The sequence below is a fragment of the Heyndrickxia sp. MSNUG genome (assembly GCF_049532715.1).
GTDB lineage: Bacteria > Bacillota > Bacilli > Bacillales > Cytobacillaceae > Mesobacillus.
This window is the reverse complement of sequence record NZ_CP150978.1, coordinates 2,161,048-2,182,903: the sequence shown is the minus strand read 5'-3', so window position 1 is coordinate 2,182,903 and position 21,856 is coordinate 2,161,048. Positions and strand designations below refer to the sequence as shown.

General features: G+C 44.0%; 18 protein-coding genes and 1 pseudogene. 1 reads left to right on the top strand and 18 read right to left on the bottom strand.

Features of this window, described 5'->3' with window-relative positions; translation table 11 throughout:
* Positions 1 to 3: 3 nt before the first annotated feature.
* From eutC (AABM38_RS10920) to AABM38_RS10855, 14 genes and pseudogenes are all read right to left on the bottom strand, one after another.
* Positions 4 to 1,080, bottom strand: coding sequence for an ethanolamine ammonia-lyase subunit EutC (gene eutC / locus AABM38_RS10920; protein WP_423410397.1), 1,077 nt, complete (start codon positions 1,078 to 1,080; stop codon positions 4 to 6).
* 12 nt (positions 1,081 to 1,092) lie between these two features.
* Positions 1,093 to 2,457, bottom strand: coding sequence for an ethanolamine ammonia-lyase subunit EutB (locus tag AABM38_RS10915; protein ID WP_423410396.1), 1,365 nt, complete (start codon positions 2,455 to 2,457; stop codon positions 1,093 to 1,095).
* Between the two features lie 18 nt (positions 2,458 to 2,475).
* Entirely contained in the window at positions 2,476 to 3,915 is a 1,440-nt protein-coding gene (locus tag AABM38_RS10910) for an ethanolamine ammonia-lyase reactivating factor EutA (protein ID WP_423410395.1), read from the bottom strand.
* Between the two features lie 216 nt (positions 3,916 to 4,131).
* On the bottom strand, positions 4,132 to 4,629 hold the full coding sequence (locus AABM38_RS10905) for a EutP/PduV family microcompartment system protein (RefSeq protein WP_423410394.1): 498 nt from the start codon (positions 4,627 to 4,629) through the stop codon (positions 4,132 to 4,134).
* Between the two features lie 40 nt (positions 4,630 to 4,669).
* Entirely contained in the window at positions 4,670 to 5,011 is a 342-nt protein-coding gene (locus AABM38_RS10900) for a BMC domain-containing protein (RefSeq protein ID WP_335430998.1), read from the bottom strand.
* A 28-nt stretch (positions 5,012 to 5,039) separates the two neighbouring features.
* Positions 5,040 to 6,311, bottom strand: coding sequence for an ethanolamine utilization protein EutH (gene eutH, locus AABM38_RS10895; protein ID WP_423410393.1), 1,272 nt, complete (start codon positions 6,309 to 6,311; stop codon positions 5,040 to 5,042).
* 205 nt (positions 6,312 to 6,516) lie between these two features.
* A complete protein-coding gene (locus tag AABM38_RS10890; RefSeq protein ID WP_423410392.1) occupies positions 6,517 to 7,092 on the bottom strand; it encodes an ANTAR domain-containing response regulator in 576 nt (191 codons plus the stop codon).
* A complete protein-coding gene (locus AABM38_RS10885; protein ID WP_423410391.1) occupies positions 7,089 to 8,519 on the bottom strand; it encodes a histidine kinase N-terminal domain-containing protein in 1,431 nt (476 codons plus the stop codon). Before AABM38_RS10885 ends, AABM38_RS10890 begins: the two co-directional genes overlap by 4 nt.
* A 215-nt stretch (positions 8,520 to 8,734) precedes the next feature.
* Positions 8,735 to 9,616, bottom strand: coding sequence for an ethanolamine ammonia-lyase subunit EutC (eutC, locus tag AABM38_RS10880; protein ID WP_423410390.1), 882 nt, complete (start codon positions 9,614 to 9,616; stop codon positions 8,735 to 8,737).
* Between the two features lie 17 nt (positions 9,617 to 9,633).
* Positions 9,634 to 10,992, bottom strand: a complete 1,359-nt coding sequence (locus AABM38_RS10875; protein WP_423410389.1) for an ethanolamine ammonia-lyase subunit EutB — start codon at positions 10,990 to 10,992, stop codon at positions 9,634 to 9,636.
* Positions 10,993 to 11,256: 264 nt separating this feature from the next.
* Positions 11,257 to 12,833 (bottom strand): annotated as a pseudogene (locus AABM38_RS10870) (SagB family peptide dehydrogenase).
* Positions 12,834 to 12,854: 21 nt separating this feature from the next.
* On the bottom strand, positions 12,855 to 14,801 hold the full coding sequence (locus AABM38_RS10865) for a TOMM precursor leader peptide-binding protein (protein ID WP_423410388.1): 1,947 nt from the start codon (positions 14,799 to 14,801) through the stop codon (positions 12,855 to 12,857).
* Positions 14,798 to 16,717, bottom strand: coding sequence for a putative thiazole-containing bacteriocin maturation protein (locus AABM38_RS10860; protein WP_423410387.1), 1,920 nt, complete (start codon positions 16,715 to 16,717; stop codon positions 14,798 to 14,800). Before AABM38_RS10860 ends, AABM38_RS10865 begins: the two co-directional genes overlap by 4 nt.
* 166 nt (positions 16,718 to 16,883) lie before the next feature.
* Complete coding sequence (locus AABM38_RS10855; protein WP_423410712.1) at positions 16,884 to 17,177, bottom strand: heterocycloanthracin/sonorensin family bacteriocin; 294 nt, start codon at positions 17,175 to 17,177, stop codon at positions 16,884 to 16,886.
* Positions 17,178 to 17,628: 451 nt separating this feature from the next.
* Here AABM38_RS10855 and AABM38_RS10850 point away from each other — a divergent pair, with 451 nt between their 5' ends.
* Positions 17,629 to 18,420, top strand: coding sequence for a TIGR00266 family protein (locus AABM38_RS10850; protein WP_423410386.1), 792 nt, complete (start codon positions 17,629 to 17,631; stop codon positions 18,418 to 18,420).
* 61 nt (positions 18,421 to 18,481) lie between these two features.
* Here the strand turns inward: AABM38_RS10850 and AABM38_RS10845 are convergent, their stop codons facing one another.
* The 4 genes from AABM38_RS10845 to AABM38_RS10830 form a co-directional block, all read right to left on the bottom strand.
* On the bottom strand, positions 18,482 to 19,084 hold the full coding sequence (locus tag AABM38_RS10845) for a YdeI/OmpD-associated family protein (protein ID WP_423410385.1): 603 nt from the start codon (positions 19,082 to 19,084) through the stop codon (positions 18,482 to 18,484).
* Positions 19,085 to 19,154: 70 nt separating this feature from the next.
* Positions 19,155 to 19,694, bottom strand: coding sequence for a DUF4865 family protein (locus AABM38_RS10840; protein ID WP_423410384.1), 540 nt, complete (start codon positions 19,692 to 19,694; stop codon positions 19,155 to 19,157).
* A gap of 78 nt (positions 19,695 to 19,772) precedes the next feature.
* Positions 19,773 to 20,525, bottom strand: coding sequence for an MBL fold metallo-hydrolase (locus AABM38_RS10835; protein WP_423410383.1), 753 nt, complete (start codon positions 20,523 to 20,525; stop codon positions 19,773 to 19,775).
* 253 nt (positions 20,526 to 20,778) lie between these two features.
* Entirely contained in the window at positions 20,779 to 21,603 is an 825-nt protein-coding gene (locus tag AABM38_RS10830) for an STAS domain-containing protein (protein WP_423410382.1), read from the bottom strand.
* Positions 21,604 to 21,856 lie beyond the last annotated feature (253 nt).

Genomic DNA, 21,856 nt, shown 5'->3' with positions numbered 1-21,856 from the left:
CCCCTACTCTTCTTTTTGAACGAGCGTGACTCCACTCGCTTCATACTTTAAAATTTTCTGGATGACCGTACCCAAGTATGCACCCGCTTCTACCGGTGGAATCCCACCTTTATGTATATTGGAAATGACCATTCTGTCAGCTTCGATCGTTCCCTTTCGCGGTTCGTAGCATAAATAGGCACTCATGGACTCAGCGCTGACAAGACCAGGGCGTTCCCCAATCAGAAGTACGATGACCTTTGGCTTGAGGATTTCACCGACATCATCCATGACCGCAACCCGGCCCTTTTCAATGTAGAAAGGTGTTCCTGTTTCCAATCCCATTGATTTTAAGGATTGTTGCAGGGAAAGGTAGACATCCTCCAGGTTTTCGTCAATCGCCTTTGAGCTCAGGCCATCGGATACGATGATCTGGACAGTCGGTGACTTCTTGCATTTTTGCTGCACTTCCTGGATCGCTTCATCTGAAAGTCTTCTGCCATAATCAGGACGGCGGATGTACACATCCTTATCCTGAACTCTCGTGTTGACCGTGAATAAGTCAAGCTCCTTCAGCAAATCCTTGTTCACCTCGCCGTACACTGCATCGACAGCCGCAGCATGGTCATACCTGAATTTAAGAAGTGTGCTCGTTTTCGGTCTGGTCCCTGCCCTGCCGACACCAATACGCGCTGGCGTCTTCTCCTTCAGGTGCTTCAACTCATCTCCGTCGAACGGATTCTCGACACCTTCCTGAAGAGAGCGGCCGGCTTCCTGTTTTCCGCCAGTGGGTTTCACGACTGAACACGTCTTGCTTCCCGTCTCATCCTTCACCGAGCTGTTCTTATGATCCCAAAAGGTAACCGAATTGCCCTCAGCTGGATTCGCAGTCTCAGACTGATACGTTAACGCATTAACCCGCTGGGGGTCTGACCCCCAATGCGGTGGAGCTTCATTGCGGTGATGCGTTTCTGCGTGGTTCCAGAACTTTACCTTTTGAACAGGTTCGGAAGAGGACGAATCTGTTGTTTCCTTCAACTTCGAGTCTTGAAGCTTTTCAACTATTAATCTCGTAACCTTCTCTACAAGTTCCTGATTCATTTGCCTCACCTCCTACCTTGAGAAAATCGTTGGATCTCCAGCAATTTTGCTTAGCTTGCCATTTTCAAAAATCCCCATTTTTTCAAGCCAGGCTTCAAACTCCGGAGCTGGCCTTTTGTTCATGGTCTGTCTTAAGGTGGCCACATCATGGTAACTCATGGACTGGTAGTTGAGCATGCAGTCATCACCCATAGGAGTTGCGATGATAAAATTGACTCCTGCCGCAGTCAGCAGTACTCCAAGATCTTCCATATCATTCTGGTCTGCCTTGATATGATTCGTATAACAGATGTCAACGCCCATCGGGATGCCATGCATTTTACCCATAAAATGGTCCTCAAGGCCGGCACGGATTACCTGTTTGTTGTTGTATAGATATTCAGGTCCGATGAAGCCGACAACGGTGTTGACAATGAAAGGATCGTAATACTTGGCAAAGCCGTAGTTTCGTGATTCGAGCGTCATCTGGTCAATACCGTAATGAGCTTCTGCACTTAACTCTGAGCCCTGACCAGTTTCAAAATAAAGCCTTTGTGGGCCTGTGCCTGTGCCAAGCTGCCTTGCCATATCATTTGCTTCGGCAAGCATAGACGTCGTAATTCCAAATGAGCGATTGGCCGCCTCGGTTCCGGCGATACTCTGGAAAATCATATCGGCTGGCGCACCTTGTTCGATTGCTTTCATCTGAGCAGTGACGTGCGCGAGTACGCTGTTTTGCGTCGGAATCTCCCAATGCTTGATAAAATCGTGCGTTGCATGGAGCAGTCGTTTCACACTTTCAACCGAGTCATCAACCGGGTTGATTCCAATGACCGCATCTCCTATTCCATAAGAGAGCCCTTCTTTTAAAGAAGCGATCATTCCATCGACACTGTCTGTTGGATGGTTCGGCTGGAGCCTTGAAGCCAAGGTTCCCTTTTGTCCGATGGTGATATTTGATTTCGTCAATACTTCTATCTTATTGGCCGCTGTAACAAGATCCAGGTTTGACATAAGCTTGGCAACGGCAGCGATGCTTTCACTGTTCAGCCCCCTGCTCAGTCTTTTCAGATCCTCGCCAGTGACATCGTCGCTAAGGATGTATTCCCTCAGCTCAGCCACGGACCAATTCTTAATGGATTGATAGATTGGCTCATTGACCTGGCCCTCAATGATTCTGGTTACTTCATCCTGTTCTCCAGGCAGCAGCGGATTTTCACGGATATCCGCAAGCGTCAGGTGGCTGAGCACTTCTTTTGCGGCAATCCTCTCCTGCACTGTTTCTGCAGCAATACCAGCAAGCCTGTCGCCAGATTTCTCTTCATTCGCTTTTGCAAAAACATCCTTTAGGGATGCAAATTGATAGACAGTACCTAAATAGGTTGTTTGCAGCTTCATCTGTAGCACCTACTTTTTTCAATGTTCGAACGTCAATGTTTTTACGACAACTGGGACAACATTCGTTTGGAGAAGGGTCCCGATATCGATGTAATCTCCATGCTCGACCTTGATTTGATCGATGCAAACGATCGTTTTTCGGCTATCCTGTAAAATCAGGGTCTGACCTAGAACCTTTGCGTGATCGGATTCAAGTACGATCACGATTGGCTGCTGCGGATCCGGCTTTTGCTCCACTCCAGCGAGGATAGCTGCGGAAAGCTGTTGGACAGCCTTGAAACCAAGGTAGGGCATCCCCGTAAGGTAAAGGGCGAAATTATGTCCTTCTCGATAAGGATCATAGATTTCCAGCGCCTTCAGTATTTCATCTGAAAATCGTCCAAGACCATTTTCTAAGTCTTGTCCGAAATCTATTTGATATACCGGGAGATTCCTCTGCGGCAGCGCTCCATCCTCAACTGAAATGGTTGCACCACTAATTTCCGTGGTCTGTGTCCCAGCACCGAGGACGGTCGCCCTCACTGTTTCTTCTGGTTGTATCCACGGCCATTCCGTCAAGCTATGACTCTCTTTTAACGATTGAGCGAGCGTTTCACCAATATCGTTGTAGACAGCAACTTCAGAAATCGGTTCATAGCGATAAATGCATTCGCCGACTCCGCCTGAAAACATGATGGCATCAATCTTTTCTTCCCAATTAGGACTGTGCCCGAGCAAGAGCGGGCTACCTTCCGGGATGGTTTTATCTAGCATCATGGCAATGGTTTCAGCCATGAAGTCTGTAAGCGCTTTAATTTCAGCAGTATTTCGGCTTTCGCCAACACTAATTGTCTTCCCCTGCTGCATAAGCAGTTTTTTTACCGGAGGAGAAATGCTCTCGATCTCATCATTTACGAATTCTATTAATCTGCCGCCTATGTGAAGTGTACATGTTCCACAAAGCCGGCCTGATTTATAGACAGCAGCATTTGCAGTACCGCCGCCAATATCGATGTTGGCAATCACTTTACCGGTTCTTTTCGAATATTCGTATGCACCCGAGCCCTTTGCAGCAATAATGCCTTCTAAATCAGGCCCTGCAGTTGCAACGAGGAATTCCCCAGCATGATCGGACAAGGTATGCACCATTTCCTGAGCATTGCTTTTCGTTGCAGTTTCGCCGGTGATGATGACAGCGCCTGTCTTGATGTCCTGCGGTTTGATGCCGGCCCTGTTGTATTCATCGTTCACAAGACTCTCAACTGCCCGGATATCAATCGTCGTTGGATCCAGTAGCGGCGTACGATGTATTTCACTACGGTATAGCACTTCTTTTTCAATGATTTCAATTCGCGGCATATGTGTTCCCCCCGCCATGTTCATCAGGGAAAAACGGCTGATCACGACCTTCGTTGTACTCGTGCCGATATCAATCCCAGCGCTAATGATTTCTTCATTTTGCGGCTGGTAACGCTTCATATGCCTCACCTCATTCACTGGTAAAAATTCTGCATAAAAACAAAAAGGCGCCACATACAAATCATCGCGAAGATGATTCGTAAGCGGCGCCATTGCCAAAAAAATTAATTTGTTATTTGATTATAATTTATTTTCTTAAAATTGTAAAGGGTTTCATAGCAAGAACATGGGGACGGTTCTTGTGTTCCATTTTCTCTTTAAAAACGAGAATATTTTCTAGAAAATGACCGTCTCCGGATCCATCTCTTTCGCTGCGCTTTTCACCTCATCAAGCGAGTTGCATTGCACGAGCTTACGGATTTCCTCGATTCCCTTACCAGTTACCGACGAGGTGATAATCATCACCCCTCGAGGAATTACTGACTTAAGCTTTTTCTTCGCTCTTTCAATATCAGCTGCTTCCGCATCACTTTTAGTAATGACTCCAATCGGAATCTTGTTGATCCCAGTGCTGAATCCTGGTGGAAAGATATTCTTTTTCTTGGTCGCGTCCTGAAGGTACAGGACATGTGTGACCTCTAAAGCAGTTGCCATAATGTTTTTATAGAACAAAGGATTTTCAGTGTACTCACCAGGAGTATCGACAATCCAGTCTCTGTAAATCAATGCCTGTGTCTTAACTGCCTGAACATCTCGCCCAAGGAGTTTATTGGTCAAGGTCGACTTACCGGCACCTATTGCGCCAATAAGCATTGCTCTATTCTGTTTCGCCATGTTCTCCCTCCATCATGATGGCGGAGACCATCAATTTGTCTTAAGATTTTGTAATGTCCGCTGGTGTGTATTTTAATACTTGAGACAGGAAACGGTTGATTTCCTCCATCGCCGCCGACACTTCGGAAACAGTTCCGACAATGACAAGACTGCCTGTGAATCGATCGAGGAAACCAATCGTCACATTCGCTGCCTTTGTTGCCAGATCACCTGCGATGATGACCGTTTCACTTGGAGTCAACGTCAAGATTCCAAGCGCACCTGCCTGCTCGATACCCAGTTTTTCAAACATGTCTGGATCGGGATTGGCGATCATGTGACTCAGCGTCACCTGTTTTCCAGGAACGAATTCCTGTATAAACCTCTTTTTTTCTTCACTCATCAGATGTACCTCCCTGGTGCAGACTTGTTTATCCTACCTGTCTGTTATTCGTTTTTGTTCCGCTTTGCAGATCCAAATATTCGTCTTTCCCGATCACTCCTGCTTCCCGGTCCTTCTTTTCAAGTTCCAAGGCTTTCGGAACTGACAGCCAGTAAGCTAACCCGATCCCAATTGCACCCGCGGAGATCTTGCCGACAATGATTGGAAGAATTAATGTAGGCTGGAAATTCGCTGTGAATGACAGGTGGTCCCCAAGAAGGAACGCTGCAGCGACAGCAAAAGCGATATTGATGACCTTATCCTTTGGCGGCATTGTTTTAACTAGCTTGAACATCGCCAAGATATTCGCGATTGTTGCGACAATACCCGCGCTGCCTTCCTTGCTGAGACCAATCTTGCGTCCCACCGCCTCAAGCGGTCCGCCTGCGTATTTTTGCAGCAAGTATACCATCGGGAATGCACCTGCAAGCATGATTCCAATGTATCCAGCTGTTTCTAACGCTCGGAACTGATCTTCCTTATCGGCCATGATTGGGTGGAAGCCCCATGCGCCAAATACTGTCGAGAACAATCCAGTGAAAATTTCAACAATCGAGAATACAAGTACTAGCTTGATTGCTGCGTCAAGGATGCGACCAAACCACATAAAAGCGTTAATCATAAGATCAGGCAAGAAGTAAAGTCCTAGTGCGATGACGACGACGAAAATTAATAATGGCAATAAATTTAATAGTATTTGCGTGATTCCTAAATTGAAAACGTAGTTTGCGTCTCCTGTTGTTGCGATAAAATCACGCACTTCAGAATTTGTGAACATAATAATCAAACTTGAAATCAATGCACCGAATGGAATGGACAAAATACCTGCCATGACTCCAAGAGCCATATATTTATGGTCTCGTTTGTCAAGCATAGCCAAGCCCATCGGAATGGAGAAAACAATTGTTGCTCCGGCCATGAAACCAACGATCATTGCCATGATCCAGCCTTCCTGCGTCTCCTTCAACACTTGAGCAAGCTGATAGCCCCCCATGTCGGTAGCCAGAATCGCTGTTGCAGCAATTGCTGGGTCTGCCCCGATGGCAGCAAAGAATGGACCTGCCACCTTGTCAATAAACCATGATAAAAACGGAATAGAAGCCATAATCCCTGCTGCAGGCACAAAAATATGCCCGATAGCATGCAGACCTTCCATAAACTGCTTACCTAAGCCCTCATCGCTGTTCCTGATTGCAGCAAAGGCACCGATCACAGCACATGCCATGATAATGTAAATCACAATCTTGCCAACCATTATCATACTTACCCCTCCAAGTCCTTTGTTCTTTTATTTTTAATGGAAAATATCCCCTCGAGGAGGGAGAACACACACGATCGGCTTTCAACACCGGAACCATGAGATGCTCTGCAAATCACACCATTTTTAGGCAAAAAGGTGCCACCCGGAATCATTTTCGATTCCGAATGGCACCTTTGCCAGGGTTTATTCACTTGTTAGGTGTGGCTTACTGTGCTTCGTATTTCAAAATGATGCGCTTTGCGATTTTTTCCAGTGGAACCTGTTTATCCATACTGATTTTCCGCATCTTCTGAAATGCAGTGTCTTCTGAGAGATTCTGCTTATCCATCAGCAATCCTTTCGCCCTTTCAATAATCTTGCGGCTTTTTATCTTTAATTCCATCGAATTGATTTTTTCCCGGAATTCATTCGATCTTTCAGCCTGCTGGAGGGCGATTTCAACCGCTGGAATCAGACTTGCTTCAGTGATGGGTTTGACAAGATAACCATATATATTGGATTCTTTTGCTTTATTTATGAATTCTTTCTGGCTGTATGCAGTAAGCAGCAAAATCGGTGTATTCATTTTATTCGAAATAATTTGGCTGGCCTTCAGCCCATTTAGCTTCGGCATTTTGATATCCATAATGATCAAATCAGGCTTATGTGCAAAGGCTTGCTCAACAGCTGATTCCCCATCACCTGCCTGGGCAACAACACTATAGCCTGCATCTTCCAGCATTAGGGAGACATCAAGCCTTACGATTGATTCATCCTCTACAACCATGATTCTTTTCTTCATAATTGGACTTCCTGCCCTTCAATCGGAAATTTAACTGAGGTCATTGTTCCTTGTTCTGTTCTTATAATGGCAAATTGACCACCAAGGTCATGCTCGACCATCATTTTGACAATATCCAGTCCAAAGGAATGCTTGGCATTTTCCGAATACCCTATGCCATCGTCATTGACCAGGACCTCAAGTTCAGATTCGTCATTCTTGAAGGAAACCTCAATGTGTCCTGAGGAACGTCCCTGAAAAGCATGTTTTAGACAGTTCTGAACCAGTTCATTAATGACAAGCGCCATTGAAACTGCTTTGCTCGAACTGATCAAAAGCCGTGAACCTTCGTAATGGATCGATATTTCTTTCTGCTGTTGTTCATCATTATAGACAAGCATATTACCGATCTTCTGTATTAAGCTGTACAGGTCTACTTCATCTTCACTGGAATTGGCGAGGATGATTTCGTAAACAGACGCGATACTGAGGATACGATTTAAGCTTTTAACAAAATGCTTTTTGCTTTCTTCTGGTACTTCGAGCCGCATCTGAAGTCTCAAAAGACTCGCGACTGTCTGCAAATTATTTTTTACCCGGTGATGAATCTCTCTGATGGCAACCGATTTGACAATCAGCTCTCTCTCTTTTTCCCTAAGCTCGGTCAAGTCCTTCAGAATAATAAATGTTCCTGAAGACTTTTCCCCCTGTCCAAGCTTAATTTTCTTCACTTGAATCGTTTTTTTGGCTACCTTCACTTCTTTGACAAGAAGCTCATCATCACTATCAATCATCTCTTTTAAGATTGGCAGATAATCAGTGATCAAATTGCCCATGCAGCAATCTGCTGAGCAAAGTTCGTGGACCATCGTAGTCGCAGAAGGGTTGCAATACAGTATCCGATGCTCGTGATCGAGGAAAAATAGAGACTCTTCAATTACCTCGGAGATGATTGGCCGGCTTTCTGCCATCCCGATGAGCATTCCGCTCAATTTTTCCGTTGCCTCTGATAACGCTTCCATTTTTAGCTGAGTTTGGACCCTGTCACTTATATCCTTCTCCATGATCAGTGACCCGATGACAAGATTATTCTCATTCTTTATTGGCACAACACTTTGTTCGACGGTTTTCCCTTCCTGCGTGAGTGCTCGATTGGTGGAAATATACCGTCCGGTTTTCAGGGTGAACATGACTCCAGGTTCAAATGCATCATATGCAAACTTACCGGCGACAGTATTCTTGTAAATCGACTTTCCTGTTGAAGGTGCAGCTTCAGCCACCACGATGGCATGTGTTCCCTCGCTGGTTAGGCAATCTATGAAAATATTCGATTGATTCAAATCCGCAATCAATTGTATATTCCCTGCCACTTCCTTCAGCTTGCTGATGTCTTCTGCTGTTAAATTCGTATGCTGCCTGCAAAGCGTTTCCAAAGAATAGTTTTTCATACATCCACTATCTCCCATAAACCTAGACAATATAAGGCCTGCTTGTATATAAGCCATTATATTTACCTACTCTAGCATTTGTCAACAAAGCTTAGAAGGGTTTGACGATAATTATTTGGAAATTTTAGATAATTCTAGGTTTATATCATTGTATCTTGGCTGAGATTCTATTAGATAATGAACTATTCTTTGGAGCGTTTTTTAAAAAATATATTTTATTTCATCCGGGCGTATTTCACGCCGCTTGCTTTATGTTCGATAATATCTGCTAGCAAGTCAGCCAAATAAGCTCCTGCTTCTACCGGCGGGATACCGCCATCATGGATATTCGAAATAACCGTGCGGTCTGCTTCAACCGACTCTTTCCCAGGACGGTAAATCATGTATGCACTGATACTCTTTGCAGTCGCGAGTCCAGGACGCTCCCCGATCAATGAGATGACCACGTCACAATTGGTAATTTTAGCGATTTCATCCTGAATCCAAACACGGCTTCTTTTGATAAAAACAGGCTGTCCAACCGAGATGTTTTTCACCTCTAGTCCCTGGATTAACGCAGGCAGGATATCGGCAATATTCGCCTCGACACCCGTTGAGCTAAGTCCATCAGATATGATGATTTGCACCTGTTTGTTTTTTTGCAGATTATTTTCAGCCCATTTCACCGATTCGGGAGCAAGCTTTCGGCCGCTGTCAACATTCATCAGGTAATCATCCATTGATTCTGATCTAGAATGAAGGATTGGCAGATTCATTTCTTTTAAGAACTCATCCGACACATCTCGGAAAACGGCATCTTGCGCAGCGGCGTGATCAATTCGGAAATCGAGATAGTCTTTTGTCTTCATCCTCGTTCCCGTTCGTCCAATCCCAATTCGTGCTGGTGTTATCGATCTAGCTCGCTGGATCATTTCCCGATCAACCGGGTTATCTACCCCAACATTTTTATCTTTCTTGTAATCAATCACCTTTTCGCTGGTCGGATAATTGATCTTCGGTTCTGGAGTTTGGTTAAAGTTTTTTGGATTATTCGTTTGCTGTGCACCCTTTTTCTCAAGCTCATCCATTACTTGTTTTACAATTGCAGATATATCCATATGTGCTTCCTCCTTTCTTATTTAAAAATCGAAAGGTCGCCTGCTTTATCAGTCAAACGGCCATTTTTCATGATTCCCATTTTTTCAAGCCATTCCTCAAACTCACGCAGCGGTCTTAAACCCAACATTTCGCGCAAGCTGGCGTCGTCATGGTAACTTGTATCCTGGTAGCTCAGCATCACATCGTCTCCGCCAGGAACACCCATGTAGAAGTTTGCGCCAGCTAGTGCTGTCAGCATACCAGCGATTTCCTGGTCATTCTGGTCAGCTTGCATATGGTTTGTATACGTTGGCGCGATTCCCATTGGCAGACCATGCATTTTTCCCATGAAAAGATCCTCTAGATCGGCGCGGATTACCTGCTTTCCGTCATAAACCGTTTCCGGACCAATGAAACCTGAAACATTGTTGACCATAAACGGCTTCCAGTGGCGGGCATATCCATATGTTCTAGCTTCAAGCGTCTGCATATCCACACCTAGATGTGCATCAAGAGAGACTTCTGAACCTTGTCCCGTTTCAAAGTACAGCTGATTCGGTCCTGTTGATGTACCATACTTCGCCATCAAAGCGTGGGCCTCATCGATGATTTCCTTCGACACTCCAAAATCTTTATTCGCTAATTCTGTTCCTGCAAGGCTCTGGAACATTAGCGCGACAGGAGCACCTTGTTTCAATGCCTCCATCTGAGTGGTGATATGTGCAAGCACACAGTTTTGCGTCGGAACTCCCCACTTTTGAATAAAATCATGAGACATTTTTAAAAGGCGTGTGACGGATTCGACGGTATCATTATTCGGGTTGATGCCGATGACCGCATCCCCTGAACCATAAGACAAACCTTCCATCAAGGAAGCCATGATTCCTTCCGGCTTATCGGTAGGATGGTTTGGCTGGCAGCGGAATGCTAGTCTTCCCTCTTCTCCAATCGTCGTATTGCAATGCGCGGTCGGCCTGATTTTTTGTGACGCCATGACCAAATCTATACTGGACATTAACTTGGCAACACCCGAAATCATTTCACTTGTTAAGCCTTTGCTGAGGCGCAGCAGTTCCGAGCTCTTTGTATCGTGAGAAAGGATATAGTCTCGCAGCTCACCAACTGTCCAGGCCTTGATTTCATTGTAGATGAATTCGTTCAGGTCATCATAGATCACCCTTGTCACTTCATCTTCTTCATAAGGAATCACTGGATTCTTATAGATTTCTTCCAGCGTTGTCTCACTGAGAACAACCTTTGCTGCCATTCTCTCAAGAGACGATTCAGCAGCCAGCCCAGCCATTTTATCGCCAGACTTTTCTTCACTAGCCTTAGCCAATACATCTTTAATAGAGGCAAACGTAAAGGTTTGGTTTTTCAATGTGCATTGATACATTATGTACTCCCTCCTCTTCCAAAAATAAGAAAGCGCTTACTGCCCTGAGAAAACAAAAAGGTGCCATCCTGAATAAGCTTCATCGCTCATTCAGAAAAGGCACCTTCACCCAGTCTATTTACTTTTTTATCATTATATCAAAATGCTTTTGTAAAAGGTAGAGGATTTTTATTTTAAATAGAAACACGGGGACGGTTCTCACGTTCCAAAAAGAAACACAAGAACCGTCCCTACGTTCTAAAAAAAGAAGCACTGGAAGCGTCCCTATGCTTCCAAACTCCCCTTCAACCAAGCCCGAGGCCGGTAAAAACCAATCGGTATTTGTATTAAGCTAGTTTGCCCACTTGAATCCATTTTGTAAAGATCATCGCTTTTATTTGTATCAAAACCAAGAAGCGGATGTCCTCCCATTCCGAGTGCTGATGCAGTGATTAGTAATCGCTGTACGAGCATGCCTGCTTCCATTTGCATCATTCGGTAGCCCCTGTATCCAAATGTATCTTTGTAATAATCCTTGTTTCCCGCGACATGCAGGCAAAGCGGTACTTGAAGTAAATTGACATTATCCATTGACAGACCTGATTGTAAAAGAAGCCGATGATCTCCCTGGCTAATCACTCTCATAGAATGTGAAGTATGGTCGTAAAAATAAGCTCCGTTCGGTATTTCCTCTACATTATATAAGCAGCCATATAGAGATACACGAGGTTCATTGGTATAAATCACATCGTCTAAGTCATTGCGGTACAAGAATGACTGAGTTGTTTCTTTCAATAGTGCAGCCAGATGATGTTGGCTCACCTTATCCATCATAAAATCCATTTCTGGTGAATAACGATTTTTGCATGTTTCCACGAAATCATACGTCAATGGATCTTTGTCAGGCAGATGTATTTCTTTTTCCCCGCTCCTTATACCAGGTTGTTCATGGAGTTTCTGAAAATCGTTGCTTGAATGCATTTTCGAGGCTTCGTTCACCTCTATTAACATCGGAAACTCTCTAATACTGCCAGACCGTTCATAGTGTTCGAGAGAAATAACAGGCAGTTCCTTGCATAATTCTTCTGCGGTGATTTCTCGTTCGTATCCTCTTCCGTTATAAGCCCAATTGGTCGCAGCAACCGACAGTGGGATAACAGAATACACACTCTCCTCTTCTTCAGAGAGTCCAATAAGATGGTTTATTGCGGAATCAAGAAATTGAAAGTATACTCCTGACTCAAATCCAAACCGCTTTGCTGTTTCTAATAACTGGCCCATAAGGACGCCAGCATCCAGTCCCTGCAATCGATAGGAAAAGTTATTGTATTTAAAAAGTTCTTCCAAAATCTTGTTGATACGAATGCTGTGCCAAAACAGTTCGCGATCTCACAGCGATTACCGAGAGCACGTTCTAGATATGAATCAACATTTCCTTCCCGGAGTAATACCAGCTGGTGGTGGGCTGCATCATAATGGTACACTCCATCTGGCAAACCCTCTACCTTTAAATACATATACAATTCATTAGGATACAGCGCGCCGCCCGAAGCTGCAAACCTCCGATAAGACTGCATTGGGTAAGATTCGTTCTCTAGAGCATCCTCTGGATAAACAGACTGGCTCACCTGGCTCATGCCATATACGTACCAAAGGAAATGACCGATTCTGTTCAGGTCCGGTTTTGCAGGCGCTGGACTCTCGGCAAGTTTCAGTGGTACTTCCGCAGATAAAGGAATCACAGGCAAACCACGGTAGAGCTTATAGGCAAGAGGCGCATCTTCCCAATCCACTTCCCAGTTTGGCTGATTTGCTCGATTAATATCAAATTGCAGATTATGCAAAAATTCTTCCAGACTCATCCTCCTAACCTCCTAGTATCTTTAAGGAAACGGATGCGGATGGTGATTAAGCTGCTCAAATGTCAATGGGTGATCGGCATACCCTAGATCCATTGGGACTTTAAGAACCCGATCCAATCCTGTCAGGCGGGTAAGATGATGACCAAACGTCATAGGAAGCATCCCAGGAATTAACACTTTGACGCAGTGCAGTCCATTCCGTAACAATTCCGGTGCTGTTTGATCAACGACAATCACATCGAGATTCAGGCTGCGAAATACATGAAGGATATCCTTTAAGTCATCAGTCAGATCTGAGTTCTCTGACTTCCACTTGAATTCCTCTTTAAAACTTCGCATTGGACGCAGGTCATCCAGCAAAAACTTGAATCGCTCCTCTGCCTGTGGCAACGCGTACAGCATGCCGTGGTCATCCATCTGTCTCACGAGTGAAGCATCGTGGAGCATCTTTTCATATTTCTCCTTGTTCTCCTCAAATTTCTCATCAAGGCTCAGCATCATCCCCGCCAGCTCTTGTATCGCGCTTTTTGCAGCTCTTACCGGATCCAGATGGGCTCCTGCAGCAAGGATTAAATTCAGTCCTTTCTCCTTCCTGTTTTTCGCCATCGCCCAGACACTTGGAATTCCATGCTCCATAGTGGAGTTATACAAATACAAATCATATCCTGCGACTGCCCGCATCCGTTCGACCATTAGTTCCAACTCTTGATCATCAGCAGAAAGTGGGTCAAGACGCGGCAGGTTCATTTGTGCATACCAGGTCAACAGGAATGAATCTCGTTCGACTACTTCCATGATTCCATAAAAAATGGCCTCCTCCCTGCTGCCCCCCAGTGCGCAGCCATTGGAAGTTTCATAGACAAAACCGGCTGATCCGCAGCCCAAACTGTAATAGGAAAGGAGCTCAGGTACGATGATCGGCCGATCTTCTATTAACGAGTAACCCCATACCCAATCAATCGGTCGGTCAGGATCAAACTTCTGGAAAGGGAATCCAGGCAATTCATACTGTTCATCAGTGTGTACTCCAACCTTCAATGGGTTTAGTGCGTGTTCCTTGAGATTCCGGTAACTGTCATGGACCACCGTCCGTTTGCCGCGCGGCTGTAGGCCGCAGTGTCGCTCCAGTCCTTCTAGAATGGCTGTCAATTCACTCTCTGCATAGACCTGAGTCCGGCCCGCAGTCCCTTCGTCCCCGGAAAACATCGGCAGATTGACACTCGCATCGGCAAATGGTGTCACCAGGTCATACATCTTGCTGTTGAAAAGGCCGGTCCGATTATCGAGATAATCTTTTACAAGGACTTTCTTCAGCTCATCCAGCGGTGTACAGCGAAAACTGTCAGCATGGATTTTCGGGCTAGGCTGAAGTGAAAAACAAGCCAATTCTGGTGAATCATCCGGTACCTGGCTGCAAATCGGGCATAACGAGTCGGGCACAAAGGAATGCCAGGAGCTGTTCAAAGTTTTTAAATCGGTTAAAAACACTCTTCCTTCAGAACGTGCCTCTTTACCTTCTAAGATTTTGCTGGCTTCGGTAACGATTATGTGCGTCATCTGTAATAAACCGGTGTTCGAAGCCCACGGATCTCTTGTGATTCCTCCGTCCCGAGCAAGTTTCTGCTGTACCTCGCGCATTTCATTCCGTTCCTGCCCGCCAAGAAGGCGCCTCAAGTCCGCACATTGAGAGCATCCCGGTGTGTTAGGTCGAACGAGAGGACCGACTATTCCCTCTCCAAATGAAACGAAACCTCGCAGCCACGGTATGGATGCCTGTTTCATCACTTCTTCTGCCATATGATGAACCGCTGGATTCCAGGTATCATGCAATGCCAGAACTAAATCAGTATTTAATGGGATGCTTTTTTCAAAATCAATCTGACGGAAGACTGGATAGCTCGCTGATAGTTCTGCACATACCCGGTCTGCCAGCCATCCCTCTCCGACAATTACCACGAAGGAACTCATTGTAATTCCTCCTCTCGCAGCAGAACACCAAACACCCCTTCTAATTCCTGTTTAAAAACTGGTTCAAGGTCTAATTCGTACACCACCAACTGCTTTTGATTTCTTCTTAAGATTTCGATCGCTTCCTTCAAATCCTCCGGTTGTATTCTTTCTCCACAAACAGGAATGGCGATCCTCTGCACTTCCCTCTCATCAAAAAACACGGATGTCTCCTCTAAGGAAATTGCAGAGAACGCATCGGAATCGTTCTGAGCTTTGAAGAGCGCATGCTGCAAAGATTTCCTCAGCGCCATTGTTATGTTCAAATCAGCATTTCCATACCATCCATCTCTGGTGCCAACATAAACGACAGGGAAACCAACCAATTCTTCTCCTATTCCAATCATTGGCTCTTCTTGCATCGTGGAGAGTGCCTTTAAATAAAAACCGCACCTTTCATCCTGAATCTTATCCAGCTGCACACTGAAAATAGTAGTCGTTCGATTCTGCTGTTGTTTTCTTAGCTGCTCAGTCAAACACTTCTGCAGCCCGCGGCCAACACTTTCCGCAAACGTTCCTCCTGCTCCGATTGCGACAAATTCTTCACTATGATGAGGAACAATCATTCTTCCCAGCCTTAAAGCATAGTCCTCTATTCCAATGAGCGCAGCCTCCCTCCGTGCTTCTTCATGGGTAAAACCGCTGCAAAGCACCTCATCCAACAATTCTGCCGGCCCCTCGGACAGCGCATCGACAGGCTGAACACGGCACTGCGCTAATGGCAGCTGCTCCGAATCTCCTTCCTCCCAAATATGGAAAAGACCAGTTTCTTTTGATGTCAGCAGGCTGAAGAAATACAAAAGTTTTTCTGGCTCCACTCTTTCTGAGCGTAGTTCCAGCCGCATTTCAAGGCTTTCAACTTTTTCAGCTGTTATGTTTCCTGTCTCAAGTGGATGTGGTAAAAAGGAATGCCAGCTTCCTTCAAGAGTAGCCAAATCTAGCAGAAAGATTCTATTTCTCTGATTTGGCTTTGTAACTCCAGTAGCCTCTTTAAAAAACTCAAAGACTATCATATTCGCAAGCATCGCTCCAGTTATTGCTGATCCAACAGGAATCTGCCGTTCTTCCAATAATACAGAAGAGTGCAAGCGCCGCCATGCAGAATCCCATCCAGCCTCTGAATCAGGATGAATGATTGGACCAGCAATCCCAACCTGTTCGTTGCAAACAGCAGGAAGAAACAATTTCTTATCTGTCCTGCAAATCGCATGGAGGAGGTCCAGCTCCCCTAAATTTTTCTTTTGCGTGACATATAAAACCGAATCGAAGGGCTTTAAAGTTTCCCTCCATCCAGCTTCATTCATGATAACCTCCTGTAACTCCACTTCAGGATCCGTTTTACGTGCATGGTCAACAAGTTCCATCAGCCGACCTCTATTCGTCGGTACCTCATCGGTAATGAGCACATGCAGCTTGCTTGATCCAGATTCAATCAGTGATGAAACCAATGAAGTCAAAAAAGGACCAGACCCCACTGCCAGCACATTCTTCTTGTGAAAGGCTTCAAACCTAAAAGCACCTGAATCTGCTAAACTGTCGACAAATTCAATTTGAGACGCAAATTTTTTCACCACATGTTCAGGCAGTTGATGTGGAAGGTCCTTGCTCACATCTCGCACAAAACCATTCCGATACAATACTTCAGCAATCTCAAGTACCCGCTCCTTATAAGGCCCAGGCAAACCGTTTGTCAAATACTCAAGTGAATACTCCCCATTGAACATCGGCAGCAGCTTCTCGACCCATTGATCGATTCCACTTCCTTCAACCCGGAAGGAACATTGATTGTTCCGTAAGTAAACGCCGCTATTTGGTTCAGGGAGATAAAACGTGTCCCTCTTAACTTTTAATCGCATAGAAGGGTCCAATTTTTCCATGCCGCTCCTCCTTTGCCCCTGCTGACCTCACCTGTTTTATGACTGTCATTTACATCGTATGTAACTCAATTTGTCCCTTATGTCATATGGTACGAAGAAATAATAGCCCCTGCGCAGACTGCCGGCAGGGGCTATTCATATTAGAATTTACCGTTCATTCATCCACTTAACGATGGCAGCGTCCGCAACCGCCACAGCCGCCACAACGCATGCATCCACCGCACCGGCCACAGCCGCCACAACGGAAGCATCCTCCACAACGGAAACAGCCACCACAGCCAAAGCAGCTAAAGAATGGGAAACCGAAACCGAAGCCAAAACATCCTCCAAATCCGCCAAAACCTAAGCCGAAAATTCGCTCGTCACCAGCATTATATTGATTTTGATCCCATGTAACCGGCTGAGTAGCCTGGAAATCACCAACATTCAGCCTTTGTAGTTCACTGTGAAAATCATTCATCATCTACATAACCTCCCAAACAATTTACCAATGGCTCTAGAAACTAGAAACAAAAAAAGTCGAGTTCTCAACAAACAATTCTGTATACAAAGTAAATACATTAATAATTGAGAACACTCCCCAACAATTTATGTACAGTGGGTGGGTATTGCCACTGATACAAAAGCCTAATTTCGTAAGAACATGGGTGAACATGGGGACGGTTCTCTTGTTCCAAATGTAAACACGGGGACGGTTCTCCTGTTCCAAAAACATCAGAACAATCGCTGAGCATCCACCCGTCACTTGTCTTTTCTTGTTTGCACATTTCCCCATCAATAAAATAGAAAATGATTTTACAAATGTCTTGTTAAAATATTTTACTAGTAATAATTGAATCTAAAATAGTCACATACCAGCCAAAGATGTAAAATAAAAGTGTATTCGAACATCTTTTAGGAGGCTAAAGCCTATGAAAAACCATGAAATTGATTACAAGATTTATGGAGATGACATGCAGTTCGTGGAAATCGAGCTGGACCCAAATGAAACGGTAGTGTCTGAAGCGGGAAGTTTGATGATGATGGATGATCAGGTCCAAATGGAAACCATCTTTGGTGATGGCTCTGGCGGCAGCGGTGGAGTGATGGGGAAATTGTTCGGAGCGGGAAAGCGTATGCTGACTGGTGAAAGTCTGTTCATGACCACTTTTACGAATGCGGGCCATGGCAAAAGGCATGTCAGCTTTGCATCACCATACCCTGGCAAAATTGTCCCGATGGATTTAAATCAGCTTGGGGGCAAAATCATTTGCCAGAAGGATGCGTTTCTTGCTGCGGCAAAGGGGGTTTCTGTTGGCATCGAATTTCAAAGGAAGATTGGCGCAGGCTTTTTTGGTGGCGAAGGCTTCATTATGCAGAAGCTTGAAGGAGACGGAATGGCTTTTGTTCACGCCGGCGGAACGATACATAAAAAAGAACTTTTACCAGGTCAAGTTCTTAAGGTCGATACAGGCTGCCTTGTCGCGATGACGAGCAATGTCGATTACAACATCGAAATGGTCAAAGGAATCAAAACAGCGTTATTCGGCGGGGAAGGTCTATTTTTTGCAACCCTAAGAGGACCAGGAACAGTGTGGATCCAGTCCCTTCCATTCAGCCGCCTCGCAAGCCGCGTATTTGCAGCAGCCCCACAAGCAGGAGGCCAAAACAGAGGAGAAGGTAGTGTCCTCGGCGGAGTATTCAGAATGCTAGATGGAGATTGATCGTAAACATGGGGACGGTTCTGATATTCCAAAAAGGAACATCAGAACCGTCCCTGTTTTTTTACTGATCATTCAATCCTTTTCCACTGAGAATTTGCCCTATATATTTTTCAACCCTCGAAGTTCGTGTTTTGGATTGTTTGGGTTGAGAAAAATAAAGAAGGTATGCTCGTTGCCGACCCGGCGTCAACGCTTCAAAAGCAGTTTTCAAATCAAGGATTTCATCGAATTTAACTTGTAGCTCTTCAGGAACTATGTATTCTGTAGTGTTTTTAAAATTGACTTCCAAACCAGCTTTTTCAACTTGAATGGCTTCAAGAATATAGGCTTTCAAAACGGTTTCTATTTCAGTTATTTCTTGAACATTGGTAAACCGAATCTGCCGCGCCGCCTGCACATTCTCCGTCTGCTGGATTAAAATTTTATTCGCATCCTTTAACAAGGCACCTTTGTGAAACAAAAGCGCACAATAATCTTTAAATCCATGGATCAAAACGATATTTTTATTCTCAAACGTGTAACAAGGATGCATCCACTTAAATTCTTCGGTCAGCTCACAGCCACAGTCGAGAACGATTTTTCTCAACGTTTCATATTCTTCCTTCCATTTATCAGCCTTACTTAAAAATTCATCAACCTTAGGATTCAATCTATTATTTGTCATCAAGGAACCCCCATGAACATGGGGACGGTTCTTGTGTTCCATAAGGAACACAAGAACCGTCCCTGCGTTTTTATTGAGATACGTACAGGATTTGATAAATCTCTCCATCTAATTCTTTTACTTGGTCAACATCATTTATAAAGTAGAACGCTTCGTACTTCCATTTATCTGGGTTGTAAATCACGATATATTCAGTATCTGCGATTGCTGGAATGCTCTCCTCTATTTTATCTTTTAAATTATTTAGACTTTCCTGCGGTTTAATATCTCCTTTGGTTTGAAAGAGATATTTATTCTCTTTGATTCTAGAGGTTGTTTTATCAATGAGCGGGACACCAATATTTACGTTTTGCCATCCAAAGGAATTGAGTATATTGTCGTAGTAACCGTTAAATAAAAACTTGTTTAGTCCATTGCTCCCTTTCCAAAGATAGATTGGGCAATAACTATTTTGCAAATTTTGATTTATTCCCTTTTCGGTGATTAGATAGAGCTTGAATTTCAGGTCTTCAAATCCGTCTGTTTTATGACCATTGTTTCTTACCCGATCTCTGATTATTTCCATATTATAATCACTTGGCAACGCAATCTTATATTGGGTGGCGATCATTTATTTATTCCTCCTGATTACTGAAGTGTTGAAAAAGCTTGAACTGATGACTGCTCCTACACCATTTTCTTAACCATTTTAAAAGTTGATTTTCTCCCCATCCTCAGGGACAATGACATTCGTTAATTCATATGCCTCAACTGACTCCTTTAAGGTGCTTCGTTTCAATAAACAATGGTTCCATGTCTCCATATGGACAACTACAATCGTGGAATCTGGTGCAAAGCTGCTGACTTTCTCTATGTCATTAATGCCCATTGTGATTGGATCTCCTGACAGGAATTGAGCTTCCCCGCCATATAAAACGATCACTTTAGGTTTTGAGGTCTTTATTGCATCTTCTACCTCATCGCACCACACAGTGTCACCGGCAATATACAGTGTCTCTTCAGTTTCAGACGCTAAAACAAATCCCGATACCTGGCCCATCGCCTCTGCCAGCTCTCCAGAGCCATGTCGTCCACCGGTTCTTGAAAGCTTGATCCCGCTCCATTCCAATTCCTTTTGCACCTTCATTACATTGGTAAAACCAAAATCGAGAAGCTTCAAATCATCTTCAGGCTGGCAAAAGACTGGCAGATCCTTAGGCAGGGTTTGTATAGCAGCATCATCCAGATGGTCTCTATGTAAATGTGTGACAATGAGAGCATCTACATCTTGAATGACTTCTTCCACTGTAACTGGAAGATCTACCAAAGGGTTACGATCGTCATTTGCAGCATTTGAAACTGGAGCAAGACTTCCCTTTTGGCTAAACATAGGGTCTACCAGAATAGTAAGGTTATTGAATTTGATTTTCAAAGTAGAATGTCTAATTAGCTGGAACTCCATCTTTATTTCACTCCTTTTTTATGGTTATGTGAAAGCTATCTCCAATGAACAGAGTGCCAATCCAATAGTAATTTCAATACCACAAGATTAAGGAGTATTTTCCCGATGAGCAGTCAATGGAGGAAGAAATAGGTAATCTCCTTTTTCATTTTAAAAGAATTCTGATAAATATATAAGATTAAGCTTTCGACAAATCGTGAAATGCAAAAAACGGCAGTTCGCAAACTGCCGCTGTTTCATCGTTTATTTTCATTTAAGCCTGAGCAAGAATCGCCTGCTGCACTGTTCCATACGTATTTAATTTAGAAAAATCGATACCTGCGGTGATCACATTAATAGCCAAATCTGGACGAATCCCTGTCAGCATCGTTTTGATTCCAATCAAGCCCAGTACCTTATTTACATTGAAGATCCTTGAAGCCACTTCCGCATCAATATTCGCGATTCCAGAAAAATCTATGATCAGATGCCTGATTTTCAGTTCGCTGATTCTTGGGATAACATGGTTCATAATATGGTCGCTGCGCTCAAAATCGAATTCCCCGATTAACGGAAGAATCGCCATTCCATTTTGCAGAGGAACGACTGGTGAAGAAAGCTCGGTAATGATTTTTTGGTTCTTTCTATTCATGTCATGAGCCAATCTTTCACGTTCTAACATTGATTCCGTAATACTCAAATCGAGCAAATAGCTGATGCGGCTATTGACATAAACGGCTTCCTCCGTAGAAAGCCCTTCTCTCATTGATACTTTGGTCAGCATATTAATCAATTGAAGGCGAGTCTCTGCATATGGTTTTAACATATTTGCGATTTCTTCATAGCTGAATTGATAATCTCTTTGATTTGCCTGCTGCTGTTTATGCCATGCTATAAACTTTTCGGTTACCTCTTCGTTCGACTGATTCAACGTGTTGCCAAGAAACGTTAAAAAATCAATATTTGTGTTTATGGATCGTTCGATGATTTCTTCAGGCAGCTTCATTTCCAGCTTTTCTAAATTATAAGCAACAATTTCTTTACTGATCGTTTCAGCATTCTCTATCAAATATTGTGAAAATCTCTCGATCGGATTCACTGTTTCCAGCTCCTATGTCTAAAATAATCTATACGCTTTCATTCTTTTATAGATTATAACATGACTATGTCGTTTTTTAGCAAATCTTTATCATATAAAAATTATCAATACATACTGCAATCGAGTACATTTATCTATTAATTCCGGCAAACAAACAAATCATGCCCATGTATGAAATTGGTTCACTTTATCATGAATATTTCACAGTAATTGTGCTCCGTTCATGTGTTATACTATGATTTTGATTCAAAAT